This is a genomic window from Paenibacillus macerans, from assembly GCF_900454495.1.
Taxonomy (GTDB): domain Bacteria; phylum Bacillota; class Bacilli; order Paenibacillales; family Paenibacillaceae; genus Fontibacillus; species Fontibacillus macerans.
Genome location: NZ_UGSI01000001.1, coordinates 873,480 through 889,485 on the forward strand (window position 1 = coordinate 873,480; position 16,006 = coordinate 889,485).

The 16,006-nt window shown below is 54.4% G+C and carries 14 protein-coding genes; 12 read left to right on the forward strand and 2 right to left on the reverse strand.

Features of this window, described 5'->3' with window-relative positions:
- The first annotated feature begins 54 nt into the window (after positions 1–54).
- The 6 genes from miaB (at position 55) to DYE26_RS04070 (ending at position 5,472) form a co-directional block, all read left to right on the forward strand.
- Positions 55–1,605, forward strand: a complete 1,551-nt coding sequence (gene miaB / locus DYE26_RS04045) for a tRNA (N6-isopentenyl adenosine(37)-C2)-methylthiotransferase MiaB (protein ID WP_036622412.1) — start codon at positions 55–57, stop codon at positions 1,603–1,605.
- A gap of 31 nt (positions 1,606–1,636) precedes the next feature.
- Complete coding sequence (locus DYE26_RS04050) at positions 1,637–2,089, forward strand: YlbF/YmcA family competence regulator (protein ID WP_036622414.1); 453 nt, start codon at positions 1,637–1,639, stop codon at positions 2,087–2,089.
- A 120-nt stretch (positions 2,090–2,209) separates the two neighbouring features.
- On the forward strand, positions 2,210–2,602 hold the full coding sequence (locus DYE26_RS04055) for a PaaI family thioesterase (protein ID WP_036622416.1): 393 nt from the start codon (positions 2,210–2,212) through the stop codon (positions 2,600–2,602).
- 17 nt (positions 2,603–2,619) lie between these two features.
- Positions 2,620–3,399: an NUDIX domain-containing protein gene (locus DYE26_RS04060; protein WP_036622418.1), complete on the forward strand. Its 780-nt coding sequence runs from the start codon at positions 2,620–2,622 to the stop codon at positions 3,397–3,399.
- Between the two features lie 64 nt (positions 3,400–3,463).
- Positions 3,464–4,012 (forward strand): cysteine hydrolase family protein, encoded by a 549-nt coding sequence (locus DYE26_RS04065; protein ID WP_036622420.1) that lies wholly within the window; start codon positions 3,464–3,466, stop codon positions 4,010–4,012.
- Between the two features lie 5 nt (positions 4,013–4,017).
- Complete coding sequence (locus tag DYE26_RS04070) at positions 4,018–5,472, forward strand: nicotinate phosphoribosyltransferase (protein ID WP_036622422.1); 1,455 nt, start codon at positions 4,018–4,020, stop codon at positions 5,470–5,472.
- A 98-nt stretch (positions 5,473–5,570) separates the two neighbouring features.
- Here DYE26_RS04070 and DYE26_RS04075 read toward each other — a convergent pair whose 3' ends face one another.
- A complete protein-coding gene (locus DYE26_RS04075) occupies positions 5,571–6,212 on the reverse strand; it encodes a TetR/AcrR family transcriptional regulator (RefSeq protein WP_051985400.1) in 642 nt (213 codons plus the stop codon).
- A gap of 192 nt (positions 6,213–6,404) precedes the next feature.
- On the opposite strand from DYE26_RS04075, the gene DYE26_RS04080 reads away from it, so the two are divergent.
- The 5 genes from DYE26_RS04080 to DYE26_RS04100 all read left to right on the forward strand — a co-directional run bounded on the left by DYE26_RS04080 (position 6,405) and on the right by DYE26_RS04100 (position 13,190).
- Entirely contained in the window at positions 6,405–7,907 is a 1,503-nt protein-coding gene (locus tag DYE26_RS04080; protein WP_036622424.1) for a DHA2 family efflux MFS transporter permease subunit, read from the forward strand.
- 249 nt (positions 7,908–8,156) lie between these two features.
- Entirely contained in the window at positions 8,157–9,164 is a 1,008-nt protein-coding gene (locus tag DYE26_RS04085; RefSeq protein WP_036622426.1) for a 2-oxoacid:acceptor oxidoreductase family protein, read from the forward strand.
- A gap of 27 nt (positions 9,165–9,191) precedes the next feature.
- A complete protein-coding gene (locus DYE26_RS04090) occupies positions 9,192–11,498 on the forward strand; it encodes a thiamine pyrophosphate-dependent enzyme (protein ID WP_036622428.1) in 2,307 nt (768 codons plus the stop codon).
- A 55-nt stretch (positions 11,499–11,553) separates the two neighbouring features.
- On the forward strand, positions 11,554–12,552 hold the full coding sequence (locus DYE26_RS04095) for an acrylyl-CoA reductase family protein (protein WP_036622430.1): 999 nt from the start codon (positions 11,554–11,556) through the stop codon (positions 12,550–12,552).
- Between the two features lie 92 nt (positions 12,553–12,644).
- Positions 12,645–13,190, forward strand: coding sequence for a hypothetical protein (locus tag DYE26_RS04100; RefSeq protein WP_036622432.1), 546 nt, complete (start codon positions 12,645–12,647; stop codon positions 13,188–13,190).
- Positions 13,191–13,258: 68 nt separating this feature from the next.
- On the opposite strand, the gene DYE26_RS04105 is transcribed toward DYE26_RS04100, so the two are convergent.
- The gene (locus DYE26_RS04105) at positions 13,259–13,771 is read right to left on the reverse strand and encodes a MogA/MoaB family molybdenum cofactor biosynthesis protein (RefSeq protein WP_036622434.1); all 513 of its coding nucleotides are present in this window, start codon (positions 13,769–13,771) and stop codon (positions 13,259–13,261) included.
- Positions 13,772–14,072: 301 nt separating this feature from the next.
- Here DYE26_RS04105 and DYE26_RS04110 point away from each other — a divergent pair, with 301 nt between their 5' ends.
- Entirely contained in the window at positions 14,073–15,275 is a 1,203-nt protein-coding gene (locus DYE26_RS04110) for a CobW family GTP-binding protein (protein ID WP_036622436.1), read from the forward strand.
- The last annotated feature ends 731 nt before the right edge of the window (positions 15,276–16,006 follow it).

Below are 16,006 nucleotides of genomic sequence, written 5' to 3' on the forward strand. Positions count from 1 at the left end.
AAGAATCGTCCATTGGGACCGCAAATAGATAGATTGAAGGAGTGAGCGGGCATCATGGCTAAGGAAACGAAGGATTATTCCAAGTATTTTGATTTTTCGGACGCCCGGGTAATATCCGAGGATGAACGGGGCAAGAAGATTAGAATCCGCGGAAGAGACATTCAGATTTTATCCGAACCGAATCACCGGATGGAGAAGCAGCGGGGCAAGGAAAACGTTCAAGTGCTGTACGAAAATGCCGTTCCGGAGGAGCTGAAGGGCCTCGGCACGGGCAAACGGTACATTGTATATACGTTTGGCTGCCAAATGAACGAACACGACACCGAAACGATCAAGGGATTGCTGGAGCAAATGGGATACGCGCCTACGGAAGACCGCAAGGAAGCCGACATTATCCTGCTGAATACCTGCGCGATCCGCGAAAACGCCGAGGATAAAGTGTTTGGCGAACTGGGCCATCTGAAGGGCTTAAAGACGGAGAAGCCCGATCTGCTGCTCGGCGTCTGCGGCTGCATGTCGCAGGAGGAAGGCGTCGTCAACCGCATCCTGCATAAGCACGGGTTTGTCGATATGATTTTCGGTACCCATAATATACACCGTTTGCCGCATCTCATTCAGGAAGCGCTGTTCAGCAAGGAAATGGTCGTCGAGGTTTGGTCCAAGGAAGGCGACATCATCGAAAACCTGCCGAAAAAACGCGAGGGCATGCGCGCATGGGTAAACATCATGTACGGCTGCGACAAGTTCTGCACCTACTGCATCGTACCGTTTACGCGCGGCAAGGAACGCAGCCGCCGTCCGGAGGACGTGATTGCCGAGGTGCGCGAGCTGGCGCGTCAAGGGTATAGAGAGGTGACCTTGCTCGGGCAGAACGTCAACGCTTACGGCAAGGACTTTACCGACATCAAGTATACGTTTGCCGATTTGATGGACGATATCCGCAAAATCGATATTCCGCGCGTTCGCTTCACGACGTCGCATCCGCGCGATTTCGACGATGCGCTGATCGACGTGCTGGCCAAGGGCGGCAACCTGGTCGAGCATATCCATTTGCCGGTGCAGTCGGGAAGCAGCGAAATCCTGAAGAAAATGAGCCGGAAATATTCCCGCGAGCATTATCTCGAGCTCGTCCGCAAAATCAAGGCGAAGATTCCAAGCGTCGTGCTGACGACGGACATTATCGTTGGTTTCCCGGGCGAAACGGAGGAGCAATTCGAAGAGACGCTGTCGCTCGTGCGCGAGGTCGGCTACGACTCTGCATATACGTTCGTTTATTCACCTCGTGAAGGAACGCCGGCGGCGGTGATGGAAGACAACGTGCCGCTCGAAGTGAAGAAGCAGCGGCTGGCGCGGCTGAACGAGACCGTAAACGAATTCAGCCGGCGCAGCAACGACGCACTGCGCGGCCAAATCGTGGAAGTGCTGGTGGAAGGCGAAAGCAAAAACAACCCGAACATGCTGTCCGGCCGCACCCGCAGCAACAAGCTCGTCCATTTCGAAGGCGGCCCGGAACTGATCGGCAATTTCGTCGATGTGGAAATTACGGACCCGATGACATGGTTTACCAAAGGGGTCCTTGTATCGCAAACCGCCAAGATGGCGTAAGTCCCAAAGAACTGTTAGGAGGTAATCAAAGGTGGAGCAGCATACCGAACATACCGATTGCGGAATTCCGAAATTTGACTCCCGGGATCTGGTGATCCGCGCGGACATTATGGCTAAAGCGAAAGAACTGGCCGAGTTGATCGGAACAAGCGAAGAGGTAGAGCAGTTCAAAAAGGCCGAAAAGCTCATTCAGGAGCATGAGCGGGTGCAAACTTTGATCAGCGCGATCAAGAAGAAGCAAAAGGAAATCGTCGCTTTCGAGACATTCCAAAACAAGGCGATGGTAGAGAAGATCGAACAAGAGATCGCGGCGCTTCAGGACGAACTCGACGAAATTCCGCTGGTGACGGAGTTTCAGCAAAGCCAAAGCGATATAAACTACCTGCTCCAGTTGGTCGTTTCGGTGATCCGCGACACGGTGGCGAGCAAGGTAAACGTGGAGTCCGGCAGCGAACCGGCCGTGACTTCGGGATACGGGGAATAGGCTGATTATGGCGGTGCGGAGGCATGTTCCTCCGCACTTTTTGAATAGAAAACGCCGCTTTGCCCGACTGAACGCAGGGCATCTTCGGAATATTATATAGAGAGCATAGGAGGCTAATCCATGAGTTGGAGTGAGGATATCATGCGCCGGGATGAGCAGTTGTTTTGGGGGCTATTGGGGCTTCGGCTTATTTCGGCGGACGCAAGCCGCGTGGAGCTGGGTTTAACGGCGGGAACCTCGCATTTGAATGCGATGGGGATTGTGCACGGGGGCGTATTGTCTTCGATGATGGACCAGGCGATGGGCATGCTGGTGGGCGCCGTTAAAGGACGTTTGGGGGTCACGACCCATCTGAACGTCAACTTCCTGAGCCCGATGCGGGTCGGCGAACTTGTCGCTGCGGCGTTTCCGCTGCATGAGACCCATCGGACCATGACGCTCCGTTCCGAGGTCCGGGATGGAGCAGGAACGCTTGGCTGCATTTCGACAGCGACGTTCCGGCTGCCCAAATAAGGGATGGTGAATATGGGATGAATGAAAAAGAAGAGCAGAAAAAACCAATTAATGAGGTTAAAAAATATCGTACCCCGGACGGCATTCCTGCCGATATCGTAATGTTTACGCTGACCAGGCAGGAACGCAAAGCGGCGACGAAATCGCTGCCGCGATTCGATCTGAAGGTGATGCTGATCAAGCGCCGCAGCTGGCCTTTCGCCGGAGCCTGGGCGCTGCCCGGAGGCTTTTCGCAGGAGGATGAATCCTTGTATGAAACGGCGCGAAGAGAACTGAAGGAAGAGACCGGGGTCGACGGGTCGCATTTGGAGTATTTGGGCGTATACAGCGCGCCGGGGCGGGATCCGCGGGGCTGGATCATCTCCCACGCTTTTTTTGCGCTGGTGGAGGAGTGGGTTCTGGAAAAACGCCAATCCGCCGACGATGCTCAGGAGGTGGGCCTGTTCACCGTACGCGAAGCGCTGGAGGAACTGCAGTTGGCGTTTGACCACCGTGAAATTTTGCAGGACGCCTACAAAAGAATTCAGCAGCAAATGCTGCAGACGACGATCGCCAAGCAGTTCCTCCCTCCTCATTTTACGCTGGGCGAATTGTATCAGGTTATTCAAACGGTCGTTCCGGATTTTGCCGAGCTTAATTTTATCCGTAAAATCACTTCGACGCGCAGCCGGCAGGGGATTCTGGAGGAAGTGCGCGATGAAAACGGCAAGCCGATGCTGTCCAACCAGTACTCGCAGCGGCCCGCGCAGTTGTACCGGTTTACCGATTATACGCCGCAGCTGTCGATTTACACGTAACCCAAGCTTTACTTTTACATATCTTTGAACCCGGGCGTAATCAAACAGGAGAGGGGAAGAGACGATGAAAGCTTTGATCGTGATCGATTATACCAACGATTTTGTGGATGGGAGCCTGCCGGTAGGAGAGCCGGCGGTGGCGATCGAGCCGGCGGTTTGCCGGCTTACGGAGGAGTTCGCGGGCAGAGGGGATTTTGTCGTGATGGCCGTCGATCTGCATGAACAGGGGGACCCGTGGCATCCGGAAACAAAGTTGTTCCCGCCCCATAATCTCCGCGGTACGGAAGGGCGCAACCTGTACGGTCAATTGGCGGAAGTGTATAAGCGGAACGCCGAGCGGATTTATTGGATGGACAAAACGAGATACAGCGCTTTTTGCGGAACCGATCTGGAGCTGAAGCTGCGGGAACGCGGCGTTCGGGAAGTTCATTTGATCGGGGTTTGCACCGATATCTGCGTGCTGCACACAGCGGTGGACGCTTATAACAAAGGATTTGACATAACCGTATATGAAGATGCGGTGGCCAGCTTTAATCCGGAAGGCCATGCCTGGGCGCTTGGCCACTTCCGCACCAGTTTGGGAGCACATGTAATCAACAGCCAGAGAGGATGAGAGAGATGCCGACCGAAGGGTTAGCGCTGCATACCGATAAATATCAGATCAATATGATTTACGCCCATTGGGTGAACGGAACGCATGAGAGACAGACGGTGTTCGAAGCTTATTTCCGCAAGCTGCCTTTCGGCAACGGGTACGCGGTGTTTGCGGGCCTGGAACGGATCGTGGAGTATATTCGCAATCTGCGTTTTACGGAGAAGGACCTGAACTATCTAGCCAAGCAGGAGGAAAACTACAAGCCGGAATTTCTCGAGCTTTTGCGCAATTTCCGGTTTGGCGGCACGCTGCTGTCGATGAAGGAAGGGGCGCTTTGCTTTCCGAATGAACCCCTGATCCGCGTGGAAGGGACGATTATGGAGACACAGCTCGTGGAAACGGCGATGCTTAACTTCATGAACTTTCAGACGCTGATCGCCACTAAAGCTTCGCGGGTGAAGCGGGTGGCGGAGAACGACGTGCTGCTGGAGTTCGGGACCCGCCGGGCGCAGGAAGCGGATGCCGCCATTTGGGGCGCGAGGGCCGCGTATATATCCGGCTTCGACGCCACCTCGAATTTGCTGGCCGGCGAAATTTTCGGCATTCCGACCAAAGGAACGCACGCTCATTCATGGGTGCAAATTTTCGATTCCGAGCAGGAGGCGTTTGAACGGTACGCCAAAGCGCTGCCCGACCAGGTGTCGCTGCTGGTCGATACGTTCGATACGTTAAAGAGCGGGGTGCCGCACGCTATCCAAACGGCTAAAATGCTTGAAGCGCAGGGGAAGCGGCTGAGCAGCATCCGGCTGGACAGCGGCGATTTGGCGTATTTGTCGATCAAGGCGCGCAAAATGCTTGACGAAGCCGGTTTGCCTTACGTGAAAATCGTGGCCTCCAACGATTTGGATGAGAATACGATTTTCAACCTGAAAGCCCAAGGGGCGAAAATCGATATTTGGGGCGTCGGCACGCAGCTGATTACCGCGGCGGACCAGCCGGCGCTCGGCGGCGTATACAAGCTGGTGGAGCGGGAAATCGGAGGCCGGATGGAGCCAACGATCAAAATTTCCGGCAACCCGGAAAAAGTGACGACCCCCGGCAAAAAAGACGTGCTGCGCATCGTCAGTAAGGAAAGCGGCAAGGCGATGGCCGATTACGTTTGTTTTCCGCATGAGCAGCAGGCTAGGAACGGCGGCAACCTGCGGCTGTTCGACCCCGTCCATCCTTATATCAAGAAATCGGTGAAAAACTACGAGGCCGTGTCCATGCTGCAGCCGATTTTCGAGGATGGCGAGCTGGTTTACGAGCTGCCGTCGCTGGAGGAGATCCGGAAATATCATCAAACGCAGCTAAGCCTGTTTTGGCCGGAGTATTTGCGCAAGCTGAACCCGGAAATCTACCGCATCAGCTTAAGCCAGGAAGCTTGGGAATTGAAGCAGAAAATGATTGAGGATTATTTGGGGCATCAGGAAGACTAGGGCGAAAAAAGATTGCTTTGCGGCGGTGTTGCCGTTAAAGCAATCTTTTTTTGCGTGGGCACCCGCGGGGAATATTTCTCGGGAAAGCGCAAAAACCGCTATAAATCGGCGTTCTCCCGGTTTTGATTCGACACGTCCTGTTCGCAGTACCTGGCGAAATAATGCTTAAACAATATATCGATCTGCCGCTCGACCGCATTGCGGTCGGGATCGCCGGCGATATGCTTGATATGCTGCATCATAATGATCGGAAACAACACGGCGGCGTTGATTTGCAGCATCATGATGTTGAGGATCTCCGGATCCGCCTCCCCGGTAATTTCTCCCACCGTAGATCTGATTTTGTTGAAACCGGTCGTTTTTAAGAAGCTGCTGAACTCCTGATTGGATTCAAACGTGATGTTTCCTTTGCCGAGAACCTCCTGAAGCAGCCCGGGATACTGGGAAATGTAGTCGACATATTGAAGCATAAACGCTTTCAAGCGGTCTTTCGGATTCAGGGCGGTGTCGTCAAGTACGGTAAAGTTGGCTTGAAACGAGGTTAGCAGCATTTTCAGCGCCTCGTTAATCAACTTGTCCTTGGAACCAAAATAATAGTTGACCAGCGCCAGGTTGACATTGGCGGCCGCGGTGATTTTGCGCAGCGTGACTTGATCGGCACCCTCCGTTTTAATGAGCTCCAGCGTTGCGTTTAAAATATTTTTTTTGGTGGTCAGCCCATGATCGGCACAGTAGCCCATAGTTCCGCTCCTTTATGGCGTAAATCATCTCAGCCTAAGTATACCAAATGTCAACGCGGGATTAAATCCGCGAATCCGAGTTTAAATTAAAATCTGTTCGCTTGACAAAACCGGGGAAGGGATATTTAATATTAAATTAAACAATGTTTAAAACGTTGTTTAAACCTGAGATAGAAAGTTGAGTGAGAGAGTATGCCGAATACTGCGGGAAACCCGGCCAACGCCCAAGAGTTTTCCATCCGCTCCATCATTGCGCCGATGTTAGCCGTCATTGTCGGCATGATTATGGTCATATTGGATAGTACGGTGGTCAATGTCGCCGTTCTCCGGCTGGTGGATTATTTTGCCACGGATTTGAAGACAGTGCAGTGGACGATCACCGGATACACACTCGCGTTATCCGCCGTGATCCCCTTGGCCGGCTGGATGACCGATAAATTTGGCGAGAAGCGGATCTTCCTGATTACGATCGCCTTGTTTACCATTGGTTCGGTCTTATGCGCTTTGGCCGAGACGCCGGCCCAATTAATCGTGTTCCGCATCATTCAAGGCTTGGGAGGCGGGATGGTCTCGCCGATCGGTTTTGCGATGGTGTTCAAGCTTGCTCCTCCGGATAAGCGCGGCGCGGTCATGGGCGCGCTCGGCGTGCCAATGCTGCTGGCGCCGGCCCTCGGTCCGGTTTTGTCCGGCTGGATGGTCGAAAATTTAAGCTGGCACTGGATTTTTCTGATCAATTTGCCGATCGGCATTATCGCCTTGTTGGTGGGCCTGCGTTTTTTGCCGAAATCCGAACGGCGGGAAGCGCCGCGGTTGGATATGTTAGGGATGATTTTGGCCCCTATCGCCTTTGCTATGCTGACCTTCGGGGTAGGTGAAGGAGGCGCAGGCTGGACTTCCGCGGCTACGATTACGGGGCTCAGCGTTGGCGCTATGGCTTTGCTTCTCTTCATCATCGTTGAATTCAGACATAAGCAGCCATTGCTGGAGCTGAAGGTATTCCGTTCCTCCCATTTTACGCGGGGGATCGTGCTGGTCTGGATTGCCCAGGCGGCGTTGTTCGGCTCGATGATTTTAACGCCGCTATACTTGCAGCAGGTAAGAGGCTACAGCGCCTTCGAAACCGGGATTTTCCTGCTTCCTCAAGCGCTGGCCTCGGCCTTCTTCATGCCGATCAGCGGACGGCTGTTTGACCGGGTGGGGGCCCGCCCGCTCGCATTTATCGGCCTCGGCATCGTATCCGCCGCCTTGTTCCTGCTGTCGCGGATCACGGCGGACACCAGCCTCGGCATGGTTTTGCTTCCGCTCGGGCTGCTCGGCAGCGGTATGGGGCTAACGATGATGCCGCTGAACACCCATATCCTGAACTCCGCGCCGCGCCATTTGGTCGCCCGGGTCACGCCGCTGATGACCGCCGCGCAGCAGGTGATCGTCTCCTTTGCGGTCGCCGGGTTAACCGGGTATTTAACCTCGCGGATCAACAGCCATATGGCGGAGGCGGCGCTGAAGGGAGGAAGCGATTCGCTGCAGGCCGCTGCTGCCGGGTTCGGTGATACTTACTTTGTGGCGTCTTGCCTGGCCGCCGCCGGTTTTGTGCTTACCCTGATGCTGTCCAGACCGAAAAAGCAGGCCGAACCTGCCGAAGCGCAAGCCGGCGAAGGGGCTCAGGCGGACCCTGGAGTGATGATCGGACATTAGATGAAGTAAGGATGCAATGAAAACGGGATATAGGTTGAAGCGAGAGCATCTCCGGCAGATCGGAGGGCTCTCGCTTTTTGTTTATTTGGCGGCGCAAATCAAGAATGTATATATGACATTTGTTACATAAGTCACACGTCTTCTGTGATATTTTAAAAATTAACAAAGTCATGCTGTATTGTCATTCATCGATAGTTTGTTTTAACGCTGTTAATAAACTCGCTATGCGAGAAGGAGGGGGCCAAACGCGTGGTACAGTTGCCGAAAGTAAATGAACTTGGTTTTTTTGAAATTCGTTTGGAATCCATTGGAGGCTTGGGAGCCAACCTGGCCGGCAAAATGCTGGCGGAAGCCGGGGTGGAGGGAGCTGGCTTCAACGGGGTCAGCTTCTCGTCTTACGGCTCGGAGAAAAAAGGCTCCCCGGTAAAGGCGCATATCCGGTTTTGTGACTTAAATACGCCGATCCGCGATACGTCGCCGGTGGAACGGCCGCATATCGTCGGCATTTTTCAGGAGGCGTTGTCCAAAACGGTGAACGTCATCAGCGGAATTTACGAGGACAGCACCGTACTTGTCAATTCGCGCAAAACTCCGCAGGAGCTCAAGGAAAAAATGAAGCTTGTCGGCGGGACGATCGCCGTCATCGATGCGACCGGGATCGCGCTTGAGGAGAAGAACCGGGTCAATATGGCGATGCTCGGGGCTTTGTTCCGGTTATGCCCGTTCCTTGATCCGGAAACGATGAAAGACGTTATCCGCAAATCGCTGGAGAAGAAATATCCGCAGACGGTGGCGCCTGCTTTGGCGACGTTTGACCGCGGATATAACGAGGTTGTGTTTGAAACGTTTGCGCTGCCGGAAGGAGTCAGCATGCCCGCTTTCGTACGCGCCGATACGCCGATGCTCGGGTATGAAACCCAGCCGATCGGCGGTATTGTCGTCAATCCGGGCAACAGCATTCTGAAAGATCTCAGCATTTCCCGCTCCGGGATGATGCCGCATTTTAAAGCGGAAACTTGCATCAATTGTGCGGCTTGCGACAATGTTTGTCCGGACAATTGCTTTGTATGGGAAGAACAGCCGGATAAAAAAGGGCGGCCGCAGATGTTCCTGAAAGGCATCGATTACCAGTACTGTAAAGGCTGCCTGAAATGCGTTCACGCTTGTCCGACGGACGCTTTGTCCGGGGAGCGGGAAGAAGACGGTTATGCGGAGGAGCATCGGGTTCCGCATCTGTTCGATTTGGCGGTTCATTAATATTAAGGGGAAAGGTGGTACAAACATATGGCGATCGATATTGAAACAGAACGCCGCGCCGGCACGGTCGAACAGCGCGTCGTGTATGAGTCGGGCAACGAAATGGCCGCTTATGCCGCGAGCCAGATCAATTATCATATCATGGGGTATTTTCCGATTTCCCCGTCCACGGAGGTCGCGCAGTTTCTCGATTTGATGAAAGCGAACGGCCAACATGACATCAAGCTTATTCCTTCGGACGGCGAGCACAGCTCCGCCGGGATTTGCTACGGTGCTTCCACTGCCGGCGGGCGGGTATTTAACGCGACCAGCGCGCAAGGCTATTTGTATATGCTGGAGCAAATGCCGGTGCAGTCGGGAACCCGCTTCCCGATGGTCATGAATCTGGTTTGCCGGGCGATCTCCGGGCCGCTGGACATCCACGGCGACCATTCGGACCTGTACTTTGCGCTGAATACCGGCTGGCCGATTCTGATGTGCCGCGATCCGCAGGCCGTTTACGACATGAACATCATGGCGATCAAGCTGGCCGAGGATCCGGAGGTAAGGCTGCCGGTGCTCGTCGCTTCGGATGGCTATTTTACGTCGCATCAAAAACGCCGGGTGCATACCTTCGCGAAACAAGAAGACGTGCTGAAATTCATCGGGGAACGTCCGCCGGCCGGGTTTGCGCATACGCTTGACCGCAACAACCCGATCACGGTCGGCCCGTATATGAACGAGCCCGATTATATCAACAACTGCTACCAGCAGTCTGTGGCGATGTACAACGCGGAACGCGTTTTCGAGCGCATTGCCGGCGAATACGAGGCGCTGACCGGCCGGGAATACAAGGTGCTTGATCTGTACCGGATGGAGGATGCGGAAGTCGCGGTCTTCCTGATGAATTCGGCGTCCGAAATCATCAAGGACGTGGTTGACGACTTGCGCCGCCAAGGCATCAAAGCGGGCTCGATCGCGCCGAACATGATCCGCCCGTTCCCGCAGAAGCAAATCGCCGAGGCGCTCAAAAACGTCAAGGCGATCACCGTTGGCGACCGCGGCGATTCCTACGGGGCGTACGGCGGAAACATGGTCAACGAGATCAAGGCGGCGCTGTTTACGCACGGCAACCATACAACGAAGGTGATCAGCCGGATCTACGGCCTCGGGGGCAAAGAGTTTTACGCCGAAGACGGACATCACTTTTTCAAGCTGGCGATCGATGCCGCGGAGAAGGGACATGTTGAGGTTCCGTTCGATTATTACGGCCATACGCCGGGCGATCCGGACAAAACGCCGAAGCGGGTGCTGAATCCGCTCAAATTCGAAGATTTGAAGACCGGGCTGATCACCGTTACCCGGAACGAAGAAACCGGCAAACTGGGCGTGCGGATTCCGCCGCTGCGCTCGCTTACGAAGAAGCCGAAGCGGATCGCTCCGGGCCACGGCGCTTGTCCGGGCTGCGGGATTTTCTCCGGTTTGGAGCTGTTTTTCAAAGGGATCGAAGGCGATATCGTGGCGCTGTTCCATACGGGCTGCGCGATGGTCGTAACGACAGGGTATCCGTATTCCTCCCACAAGGCGACCTATATTCACAACCTGTTCCAGAACGGCGCGGCCACCCTGTCCGGGGTCGTCGAGATGTTTTGGGAAAGAAAACGCCGGGGCGAACTGGACGATCTTGGCCTGAAGGACGACTTTACGTTCGTGATGGTCACCGGCGACGGCGGGATGGATATCGGCATGGGACCGGCGATCGGGGCCGCGCTGCGCAATCACAAAATGATAATCATCGAGTACGATAACGAAGGATACATGAACACCGGGGCGCAATTGTCCTATTCGACACCGCTGGGCCACCGGACTTCCACGTCCAATATCGGCAAGGTGCAAAAAGGGAAGGCGTTCCAGCATAAAGACACGGCGCAAATTATGGCGGCGACCAACATCCCTTACGTCTTTACGGGCAGCGAGGCTTATCCTCAGGATTTGGTGAAAAAGGCGGCCAAAGCGCAGTGGTATGCGCAAAACGAAGGGCTGGTTTATGGTAAAATATTGATAGCCTGTCCGCTCAACTGGATCAGCCCCGACGACCAGGGCACAAATATCGTCGATGCGGCGGTGAACTCCTGCTTTTTCCCGCTGTACGAAGTCGAGCATGGACAGACGACGATTACGTACAACCCGGAGGAGAAGGGTAAACGTGTGCCGTTGACGGACTGGCTGAAAACGATGGGCAAAACCCGCCATTTAACGAAGCCGGAAAATGCCGAAGCGCTGGCCGAATTTGAACGGGAGGTCGAGCGCCGCTGGCAGATGCTGCTGGCCAAGCATGAGCATCCTTATCTTTGATGTAAAATGAGTGTTCACAGCACTTTTTGAACTACCTCTTAAAGGAGGAAAAACAATGGAACAACAATTTCGCGCCTTCCGCGTGCATCAGGACGAGCAGGGATTTCGCGCCGGGCTGGAGACGATCGGCTTGTCCGACCTGCCCGATGCCGAGGTCACGATTCGCGTCCACTATTCGGGCGTCAACTATAAAGACGGACTGGCGAGCATTCCGGACGGCAAAATCGTGAGAAAGTATCCGTTTATCCCCGGGATCGATTTGGCCGGAGAAGTCGCCGAATCGCGCGATGCGCGGTTTCGGCCCGGGGATCTGGTGCTGTGCACCGGCTACGTGCTGGGCGTAACGCATGAAGGCGGCTTTGCCGAAATCGCCCGGGTGCCCGGGGACTGGCTCGTGCCGCTGCCGCAGGGGCTGACGGCCCAGGAGGCGATGGCGATCGGCACCGCCGGCTTTACGGCGGCATTGTCCGTACAACGCCTGCTCGATAACGGGCTGGCGCGGGAGGACGGCCCCGTCCTTGTCGCGGGGGCGACCGGCGGCGTCGGCAGCATGGCCGTGGCCATTCTCGCCAAACTGGGGTTTGAAGTCGTTGCCGTCACCGGCAAAACCGGTGTAAGGGAAAAACTTCTGGCGTTTGGCGCGTCCGACGTGATCTCGCGGGAAGAGGCATCGTCCGGAGCCAAAGGGGCGCTCGGCAAGGAACGCTGGGCAGCCATCGTCGACCCGGTTGGCGGCGCGATGACGGCCGATTTGCTTAAAGCGGTCAAATACGGCGGTTCTGTCGCCTTGTCCGGACTGACTGCGGGCGGTAACGTGGAAACCACCGTTTATCCGTTTATTTTGCGGGGCGTGAATCTGCTTGGCATCGATTCCGTCTTTTGCCCGACGCCGCTGCGCCTTCAGTTATGGCAGCGGCTGGCCGGGGAATGGAAGCCGGAGCGCGCGCTGAACGAAGGGATTAACGTATATCCCCCTGAGCAGCTTCCGCAAACGCTGGAAACGATCCTTTCCGGCCAGGCCGTTGGCCGGCAGGTGATCGTTTTTAAAGATTAGACCCAGAGGATGGTATAAACTGGGCGCATATGAGACACCCTAACCCCATCGGAGCGGCAAGCGAAAGCTTTGTGCAAAGGTGGGGTATTGACATGAATTGGTGTAAACTCGGTCTTGGCCTGGTATTGGCGGTATCGCTGTCCACGGGCTGCGGTAATGGGATGCAAAAAGTGGCGAAGCAGGAAATGGAAAAATACAATATGAACAGCTACCGGAAGGGCAACCACAGGCAGCTGACGAGCGGAACGACGCTCAACACCTCCTTGCTGCGTTCGTTAAAGGCGGAGTGCGCCGAGCGGGGAATCCGTTTAACGCATGAAACGTATGCCGAAGGGCTTGATGGGAATATCAGCTACAGTTATTTCATTAACGGAGACGCGCGGCATTTCATCATCGTTCACGTTTTCCCCAGCGAGCAGGACCGGATTCGCGAAATGACGGAAATTTACGGCTCCGGCGATGGAAAGAAGGGGCTTCACGCGGCTGCTGCAGCCAGCCAGGCTTCCGTCATACGGACCCGGGACAACGCGGCGTTGGTTTACGCCTCCACGGCGCAAAAAAACAGTCAATATCGCGAGCAAATGAAAACGATCTTTGACCGTCTTTTGATGCGGATGCAGGACCGCACCGCCCAATAATTATGAAGCGATAACCAACCTCTTTTTCAGGGCCGCACCCGGTAAGAGGTTGGTTATTTTTTTGGATATTATTTTTTGTAAATTTCCCGCATCACATGGCGCAGTTCGGGGATAATGATCCGCTCCATGGCGAGTTTGACGGCCCCTTGCGAACCGGGCATGGAAAACACGGCTTTGTTGCTGATCGTTCCGGCAATCGCCCGGCTAAGAATCGCGGCGGCACCGATATCCTCGGTAAAGCTGAGATAGCGGAAAATTTCGCCGAATCCGGGCATCTCTTTATTCAGCAAGCTGCGGACCGCTTCATACGTTGTGTCCCGGGGCGCGATCCCGGTTCCGCCGGTAAGCAGCACCGCTTCGATACTGCGGTCGGAGGCCGCTTCGCGCAGCAGCTGGCGAATCCCGTCGTAATCGTCTTTGACGATGACGTACCTGGCAACCCGGTAACCGTTCTGCTGCAGCAGCTCTTTGATCAGCCGGCCGCTGCTGTCCGTTTCTTCCGTCCGCGTGTCAGATACCGTGACCACCAGGCATGATACTTGATCCGGCGCTTCATTCCGATGTTCATCTACAGATCTCATCTTTAAATCGATTCCTTTCAGGTTGAGATAGAGTTAATCCCATTTTATCACTTCCTAGGCAAAACATCTCGGCATGAAATGCGGCGTGAAATAGGGGTTGAAATAAAGTGTGAAACAGCGACTTTAAAAAAGAGTGTGAAACAGCGGCTTGAAACAGGGGGGGGAAACAGCGGCGTGAAATAGGGCTTGAAATAGGGTTGCATGTCCTTGCCGCTTGGTGTAAACTCGCATTCGTACAGATGGAACGAATGCCGCCCAACCATAGCATGGTGGTCAGCCTAGAAGGAGAAGAGGGGAAGTCATGGAGAAAATTACGCCAGTATATATATTGTCCGGATTTTTGGGGAGCGGTAAAACAACGCTGCTGCAGCGATTGCTGCGGTTTTGGCAGGATAAAGGTTTGCGCCCGGCTGTCATCATGAACGAAATCGGGGACGTCAACCTGGACGGCCTGCTCGTCCCGGGCGAAGTGCCGATGGCGGAAATGCTGGGAGGCTGCATTTGCTGCACGATCCGCGGGGATTTAAGCGTACAGATGGCCGAGCTGATCTCGGCGGAAAAGCCGGATCTGGTCGTCATCGAGGCGACCGGGGCGGGCAATCCGCTGGAGATATTCGACGCGGTCACCGAAGTGTCGCTGTATTTGAAGCTGGAGATAAAACCGATGATCACCGTCGTGGACGCGGCGCATTTGGCCGAACTGCACGATTTGCAAAAGGGGAAAACCTACCGTTTAATGCTGGAACAAATCCGCTGCGGGTCCGTCCTTATCCTGAACAAGATCGATATGATCGGCGGGGGGCGGCAGCGGGAAATGATCGATTTACTGAGCAAGCTAAACCCATACGCGCAAATCGTGTCCACCGTGAAATGTGAGGTCGACATTCCCGGTTTGTTGAGCGGAGGACGGTCCGGTTCCGGGGGGCGCGATCTCCGGCTTGGTCATGAAGAGAACGACTATGGGCACGGGCACGAACATGGGCAAGTACTTGAACCTTTACACGAGCATCAACATGAGCACAAGCACGAGCACGAACTGGAGAACAAACACAAGCACGAACACAAACATAAGAACGAACACAGACACGAACATGAGCATCAACACGAGCGCAAGCATGAACGTGAGCACGAATTTGCGTCACATGACCATGAGCATAACCATGACCATAACCATAACCATAACCACGATCACGATCACCATTACCCCCATACTTCGCATGAGCATGTTACCGTGTATACGCACTATTTTAACGGGCCGGTGGACAGTGAAGAGTTCGAACGGTTTATTGCCGAGCTGCCGCGCGAAGTGTACCGGGGCAAAGGCGTTTTGACCTTTACCGACACGGCCAGCCGCTTTCTGTTCCAATACGCCTACCGGGAAGCGGATTACTTGAAAATTACGCCGCAAGGCGAGGTGCCGGATGTGGCCGTGTTCATCGGCGAGCATTTCGACCGGGAGCTGATCGCGCGGCGCTTAAAAGAGCTTGAACGCAAACAAGCGTAGAAGCGGTGCAGAAAATCGGGCCGGATGGACCTCGATTTCCGAAAGCGGCGGGACGGATAGACCAAGTCGTCCAACCCCCCCGCCCACTGCCGGCACGCGCCGCAGCAAAGCGTTCTGGGAACTGTGAAACAGAGGTGAAAAGTGGGGCTCAACCTAAGTATCGGCGCTTGACAGCCAGTTAAATGGAACGGCCTGCCGCCGGCGTTCAAAATAACGGCAATTTATGTGCTTATTATCCGGAGCTGGGCGTGTACATCCTCATTAGGGGCATTTTATATACTTATATTCCTATAAATGGGGAAGATTACCGGCATTTCCTTACGACGGAGGAAAATAGCGGCATAAATCGCCTCTATTCCTCTCAAATGGGCGGATATCGCCGGAATAACGACATTTTTTGTACTTATTTTTTTCGCCGGAGTTTCTCAAGCAACTTGGCTTATTTGTTCAGCGTCCCTCTCCCCCTTGAGGCCCTGATCCCAATACCATCGTGCTGGAAAACTGAATAGTTAGGATGAAGATGCGTGCCTTTAAGCCTAGTTTGTCATTCTAGCGGTTGTGATCGCCGTTATTTTGATAAAATAGAGGTGAAATTAAATTTAACGGTTGTGACAGAGCTTATTTCGCTTTTCTTCTACGAATTCGAGCCTCTTTCACTGAATAAGATCAACCACAACCGTTAGAAATTGAATTCTCGTCTTTTTGGCGAAATAAGCTCGAGTACAACCGTT

What these genes read in the sequence shown, in the direction of transcription:
- DYE26_RS04105 (WP_036622434.1), bottom strand. Translation starts at nt 13,771, where the DNA reads ATGAGATCTGTAGATGAACATCGGAATGAAGCGCCGGATCAAGTATCA.
- DYE26_RS04055 (WP_036622416.1), top strand. Translation starts at nt 2,210, where the DNA reads ATGAGTTGGAGTGAGGATATCATGCGCCGGGATGAGCAGTTGTTTTGG.
- DYE26_RS04095 (WP_036622430.1), top strand. Translation starts at nt 11,554, where the DNA reads ATGGAACAACAATTTCGCGCCTTCCGCGTGCATCAGGACGAGCAGGGA.
- DYE26_RS04060 (WP_036622418.1), top strand. Translation starts at nt 2,620, where the DNA reads ATGAATGAAAAAGAAGAGCAGAAAAAACCAATTAATGAGGTTAAAAAA.
- DYE26_RS04075 (WP_051985400.1), bottom strand. Translation starts at nt 6,212, where the DNA reads ATGGGCTACTGTGCCGATCATGGGCTGACCACCAAAAAAAATATTTTA.
- DYE26_RS04110 (WP_036622436.1), top strand. Translation starts at nt 14,073, where the DNA reads ATGGAGAAAATTACGCCAGTATATATATTGTCCGGATTTTTGGGGAGC.
- DYE26_RS04080 (WP_036622424.1), top strand. Translation starts at nt 6,405, where the DNA reads ATGCCGAATACTGCGGGAAACCCGGCCAACGCCCAAGAGTTTTCCATC.
- DYE26_RS04070 (WP_036622422.1), top strand. Translation starts at nt 4,018, where the DNA reads ATGCCGACCGAAGGGTTAGCGCTGCATACCGATAAATATCAGATCAAT.
- miaB (WP_036622412.1), top strand. Translation starts at nt 55, where the DNA reads ATGGCTAAGGAAACGAAGGATTATTCCAAGTATTTTGATTTTTCGGAC.
- DYE26_RS04100 (WP_036622432.1), top strand. Translation starts at nt 12,645, where the DNA reads ATGAATTGGTGTAAACTCGGTCTTGGCCTGGTATTGGCGGTATCGCTG.
- DYE26_RS04090 (WP_036622428.1), top strand. Translation starts at nt 9,192, where the DNA reads ATGGCGATCGATATTGAAACAGAACGCCGCGCCGGCACGGTCGAACAG.
- DYE26_RS04065 (WP_036622420.1), top strand. Translation starts at nt 3,464, where the DNA reads ATGAAAGCTTTGATCGTGATCGATTATACCAACGATTTTGTGGATGGG.